Genomic DNA, 5,821 nt, shown 5'->3' with positions numbered 1-5,821 from the left:
CCGCCCCATCCAAAGCAATTTTACCGGGAGAAATTTGCGAGCGGAATTTTATCGCGAGAATTTTGCGGCGGCGGCTTTTTGGTTTTTGGGCACTCTTTTTGTGAGCTTTGGGCGAGCTTTTGGCGGCGAAATTTTACCGTAAGGATTTTTCAGAGCAAAATTTACGCTCTTTGCATCTGAGCGCTCCGCATAAAATTTTACGCCGATCTTGTCGTGACTTTGCACCGATTTTGCGGCGATTTTTAGAATACAAAGCGCGGAAATTTCGCCGCAGAATTTTGTCTAAAATTTTACCGTACGGGATTTCGCCGTATGAAATTTCGCCGTGATAGAATTTAGTCGAAATTTAATCGAGGCAAAAATACTGCGCCCATGATCTAAACGTAAAATTTTAATCCAAATTTATGCTAAACCGCCGCGGTATAGGCGCAGAATTATGATCTAAAAAATTTATACTTCGAAGTCACAACACAAACAAATGCAGATCGGGCTAACCCCGTATAAAATTTTAAGCCGAAATTATGGCTTACGTTCCGTTGCGATAAAATTTTGAGCCAAAATTAAGACATAAATTTTAAGCTAAAATTCTGTGCTCTAAAATTTCGCACTTTAAAATCCCACAAATTTCCAAATTTAGCAAATCCCGCGCTTGAAATTTTGAGCTAAAATCCTCCGCTTTCAAATCTAAAAATTTCGCAAATTTAGCAAGCTTTAAATTTTAAAGCTATAAACTTCGCTTCAAATTTTAAGGATCAAAAATGCTAGAACTCCCCTTTGTCGGCGTCGTCGTGGGCTTCATATCGGGCTTTTTCGGTATCGGTGGCGGCACGGTCGTAATGCCCGTGATGATGGCTCTAGGCTACGACGTCAAGACCGCCGCGGGCATCTCGGTGATGCAGATGTTCATCGTCTCGCTTTTCGGCTCATATCTGAACTACCGCGCGGGCAAGCTTCGCCTAGATAGCGGCATCGCGGTGGGGCTCGGAGGGCTGTGCGGCGCGAGCATATCGGGCTTCATCGTAAAATACTCGCCAGAAATCGTGCTTGAGATCGGTCTTTTGCTGACGCTTGCGATCTCATTTCTCAAGCTCTTTAGCACGAACGTAACAAGCGGCGGCAACGCCGATCCCCACGGCGCGGTGCTGTTTTTCATCGGCTTTGCTATCGGCGCGATCGCGCTTAGCATGGGCGTGGGCGGCGCGGTATTTCTGACGCCGATTTTGGTCGGATTTTTGGGCGTCGATATCAAAAGAGCGGTCTGCATGGGGCTATTTTTCATCGTTTTCGGCTCATTTAGCGCGCTTTTGAGCCTTTCGTACAACGGCCATGTGGATTACGAACGCGGCGCGCTGCTAGCCGTGGGCGGGCTTTTGGGCGTGTATTTCGGCACCTCTCAGGCTCGCCGTGCAAAGCGCGAAACGCAGAAAAAATGGCTGCTCGTCCTCTACGTCGTGCTATTTGCGCTGGCGCTAAAAAAGGTGCTACAGTAGCGCCCGCTGTAGTAGCGCTGCAGCGATTGCCGCGCTATAGTTTTGCTTTGCGATAGTTCCGCTACAAGCGCAGTTTAGGCGCCTGCTACGGGCATGTCAGAGCGATTTTAAGCGTTCGCGCTGTTTTGCTACGCCGTCCTTTTGCGTTTCGTAGTTTGCATTACCGTCCTCTTACACTGCGCGCGTTTGATCGCCGTTTTGCCGCGCTGCGTAAAATGTCGCGTTTCGTCGCGCAAGTAAAATTTTAAAATGAAATTTCAAAAAGTGCGAGCAAATTTTAAAAGCGGAATTTTAACTAACCGCGTTAAAATAGCGAAGTCGCACATCTTTCGTCCTATGGAGGCTAGATGGCGAAATAAAATTTACAAATTTTAAAAGGACTTGGATTGACGAACTTGATTTTAGCGGGGCTAGGCGGCTGTGTAGGCGCGATGGCGCGAGTAGGCCTAAGTGGAGCGATCGCGCGCGCAATGGACCGCGCCGGGTTTTGGAGCGCGTTTCCGATTGCTACTTTTTGCGTAAATGCGCTGGGAAGCCTGCTGATAGGGTTTTTGCTCGCACTAAATTTAACGCAGAGCGTGCGGGTATTTTTTGTCGCAGGCGCGCTGGGCGGCTTTACGACATTTTCTACGTTCAGCTACGATACGCTGCAATTATTGCTGGCGCGAGAATTTGCTATCGGTGTGCTAAACGCGGTCTTAAGCGTATGCGTTTGTATGCTGTTTTGCTACGCTGGGCTGCTCGCGGGCAGAGCGCTTGCAGGCTAGCCGTGGAGCACGTGAGCTTTAAATTTAAATCGCCTCTAAGCTTGCGCTTTTAAATCAAAATTTATTGAAAGTGCCTGCGCTACGGAATTTTATCGCGCGCATGTGCTGCAAAATCTGCGAGCGATGGGCACAATCCCACACGCCGTGCAGTTTTGCGAAAGGGTGCGCAGCAAGTAGTTTCGCAAAGTGCAATATCAAGCAGGAATTATAAGGCGAGCAAATCGTAAGACGAGCGAAAAGTAAAGCGAGCGAGAGGGATTGTAGCTAAATAATGGTGCTCGGCGTCGGGCAGGCTGGCAAAATCCAGATAAATTTGAAATTTGCGTGCATTCTCTGCGTATCTTGTTTACCGCAGCTTTGTAAAATTTCGCTATCTTGCGCCTAGTTATCGCGACGCCCTAAAAATTTCGCTGTCTTGGCGCGGATAAAATAAACCTAAGCCGCGCGATAAATTTTAAAAGCTCCGCGGGCAAATTTTAAAGCTTGAAGCTTAGAATTTTAAAATTCTCACGTAAATTTTAGAAGCTAAATTAAAGCGCGCCGAAATCACGATCTTATGTGTCAAATCCTGCAGCGCTATCTTAGATTTATCGCAAGCGACTGCGAGCCCTCTTAATTTCATTTCTGCAAATTTCATTGACCTGCTCGCCCTCGCTATTTCGCAAGATAACCTCGTAGTCCGTGATTTCGCGACCTTTGTTATACCCCTCGATATATCTGAATCTCGATAAAACTATTTTAAAGGATTCCACATCGTCTAAAGTATACTTATTGCCGAGCTTGACGTAGTTAAAATTCTCGCTAGAAAGCGTCGAAAAATCGCTAAATTTTTGCTTTAAATTTAGCGTATAAATCGTCGTATGCGGGGCGTCGTTATCGCAGCGATTAAATTCGCTTTCATCGAAGGCAAGCGCGAGGCAAATTTCATCTCCGCAGATTACCTTTATATCTTTGGCGCTGCTATTTATATGTATGGTTTGTCGCCATCCCTCGCCTTTGATCTCAAAGATATTGCGAGCGAGCTTTTTGGCTATTTCATCTCCGACATAGCCTTTGGCTTCTGGTTTATCAGCCCAACCAAGCGCAGAGTAGTTCTGCTTTTGCGGAAAATCCGCAAGCGGAGTTTGAAGCTCGCTTATGGCATTTAAATTTTCCTCGGTGCCTTGCGGAGCTGCAAAAGATGTGCCCCTCATAGAGTGTAGATTAAAGAAACCGATAAATTTCCTCACGACCTCTCCGGAGGCGAACAGCAACGCGTAGCCATAGCCCGTGCCGTCCTTAATGAAACCGATAAATTTTCTCACGACCTTATACGCCGTTTGAGAAAATATCTTGGCTTCGTTTTCAAAAAGCGAAATATCGTAGATACCATATCTGTAATATCCAAGCTCTCTTTTCACCCAATCTAAATCCGGCGAGCGGTCGATCTCGTCGTATCCATAGTAGCGCTCTGGCATATCTTTTTGTAGCAAAAAGTCGTCGCTGCCGCCGTCCTCATACCTAAGCCAGACTCCAAATTCATCTTTAACATATAGATAGTCGAACTCCGCGCCTCCTGCAAACCTTTTCTCGCCCAGCCAAAATACGGGCCTTTTTTCTAGGCTAGGCAGAGCGGCGACTGGAGGCAAATTTTGTAGCTCTTTTTCAAATTTTTCATCGATATAATCGCAAGCGCTAGTTGGCATACTAGGATCGCAACCCTCGGGCGTATCGGATGAAAAAAGCAAATTTAAAATCACAAATATATACAGCACAAAAAGCACGCACGCAACGCTCACGACCAAGGCGGTAATTTTTAAAATTTTTATAAAAGTTTTCATATCTAAATTTTACCTTGTTGCACTTAAAAATCGTAAAATTTCGCTTTAAATTTGAAATCCTCCGCGCATTATCTGTACGCCTCGCCTATTGCTTCGCTAAGGCTTTTTAGTAGCTCGTCTGCGGCTTTCGCTTTATCGTGCGCGCCGCGATTTTTGCCGTTTGAAGCACCGGGTCCCGCCCCGCTTACGCAGTTTTGCACGAAATACCACCAAAAATACCCGCCCACGTAGTTTTTCACGTAGCGCGGCATCGTATAATACCGCCTCATCATCGCCTTTTTGCTCGCCTGCGTGGCGTCCGCCGCCGTGTTTCCGCACTCGCCGATGCCGAGCTTTGAAGTAGGGAAGGTGCTTTGCAGATCGGTAAAAATTTCGCTCCAATCAGGCGCAAAGCCCTCGTTATCGTTCTCGTAGTAGCTTACGAAAAGATAATCCAGCCCATCTTTCATATCCTGCGGCACGAATTTTTGCAGCCACTCGCACATCTGCGTTTTCTGAGCTCCGCTCGGAGTATAATACGCCGTAAGCGCCGTCTTGGCGCCCTTTTTGTGGATGAGCTCGAAGGCTGCGATCATCTTGGCAGCGATGAAATTTGCATCATCCCCCAGCCAGCCCTCGCCGTTTATTTCGTTGCCGATCTCCCAGATCGCGACGTAGGGCGCGAGCGCGGCGAAAGCGTCCGCGAACCTCTTTTCGTAGCTTTTCACGCTTTTGTACGAGCTCATCTCGTAGGAGTCCACGGGGCAGGCCATCACGTACGAAACCTCGCTAAGTCGCCTAAAAAGAGGCTCGTACTCGCGCGGGCTAATTTCTTTTGACATCACGACGCGCACGGTGGGCTTTACGGGTAGGGCTTGCAGGGCGCGCACGATGCTCTGTAGTTTCGCGCCCGAGGCGTCTTGCGCGTCCTCGTACCAGCCGTCGTCGATCGTAACGCCCCAGATGAAGTCGGATTTAGAATTTTGCTTTGAAATTTTATTTGGATTTTCGCCGTAAAGCGCCCCGCAAAACAGCGCACCGCAAAACAGCGCACCGCAAAATAGCGCACCGCAAAATAGCGCGAGAAATATGTGTTTGAAATAGACCACGGCTTGCTCCTTGATTTTAAATTTTAAAAATTTAGCTCTTTGCTGGTCTTTCCACAACCGATCAAGCAATCAAAATTTATCTCTTGCCTCTAAGATCATAAGAATAATACGAACGAGAAAAACCCTCTACGCTGAATATAGCAAAAGCGTTAAGCGCAAGAGCCGCTAAGCTTAGTAACACCGTAGCAGGCAGCGAAAAACGCGCCAAAAACGCATTTGCAATAGCAGCAAGTACAAGCGCAATAAAGCAATATGAAAATATCGCGACACCGCTAGTATCGGCAAGCTCCTGATAAAATCTATAAAAAAACAGAAACGATGCGATGAATCCCAATGCAAGTAGTATTTGAGCGATGATGCCGCCCGCTAAAAATATAAATAACAATACGCCTATAAATATTGCTGCAAAGGCAATGGCTACGTTGCGTAAAAGGCTGCGGCTTGCGGTAAGCTTGGAGATATTATAAATGCTAAAGATAAAAAGCACGAATGCCGCTGCGCTTAGTAGTACTCCTAATCCGCCGTAAATTCCTAATAGCAATAGCACCAGTTCAGCTATAGCTTTTAAGGCGCAGGCTGCGATGAAGGTGTATTTGATGAGTGCTACTTCTTTTTCTTGAGGGTTTGAGGGTTGCTGGTCTTGAGTGTGCAGGTAG

Annotated in this window: 5 protein-coding genes; 3 read left to right on the top strand and 2 right to left on the bottom strand. The window is 46.9% G+C overall.

Annotated features, from left to right (window positions below):
- The first annotated feature begins 758 nt into the window (after positions 1-758).
- From Q0256_RS03125 to Q0256_RS11575, 3 genes are all read left to right on the top strand, one after another.
- Positions 759-1,490 (top strand): sulfite exporter TauE/SafE family protein, encoded by a 732-nt coding sequence (locus tag Q0256_RS03125; protein WP_297945842.1) that lies wholly within the window; start codon positions 759-761, stop codon positions 1,488-1,490.
- A gap of 386 nt (positions 1,491-1,876) precedes the next feature.
- A complete protein-coding gene (locus Q0256_RS03120; RefSeq protein ID WP_297959959.1) occupies positions 1,877-2,257 on the top strand; it encodes a CrcB family protein in 381 nt (126 codons plus the stop codon).
- A 1,202-nt stretch (positions 2,258-3,459) separates the two neighbouring features.
- Complete coding sequence (locus Q0256_RS11575; protein ID WP_367271936.1) at positions 3,460-3,666, top strand: ATP-binding cassette domain-containing protein; 207 nt, start codon at positions 3,460-3,462, stop codon at positions 3,664-3,666.
- A 479-nt stretch (positions 3,667-4,145) separates the two neighbouring features.
- Here the strand turns inward: Q0256_RS11575 and Q0256_RS03110 are convergent, their stop codons facing one another.
- Complete coding sequence (locus tag Q0256_RS03110; protein WP_297959955.1) at positions 4,146-5,165, bottom strand: hypothetical protein; 1,020 nt, start codon at positions 5,163-5,165, stop codon at positions 4,146-4,148.
- A gap of 76 nt (positions 5,166-5,241) precedes the next feature.
- Positions 5,242-5,821: hypothetical protein (locus Q0256_RS03105; protein ID WP_297959953.1), on the bottom strand; the 580-nt coding region annotated here is incomplete at its 5' end.

The organism is uncultured Campylobacter sp., from assembly GCF_937949835.1.
Taxonomy (GTDB): Bacteria; Campylobacterota; Campylobacteria; order Campylobacterales; family Campylobacteraceae; genus Campylobacter_B.
Note: the sequence above shows the minus strand (reverse complement) of the source record. Positions and strands in the feature narration are given on the sequence as shown.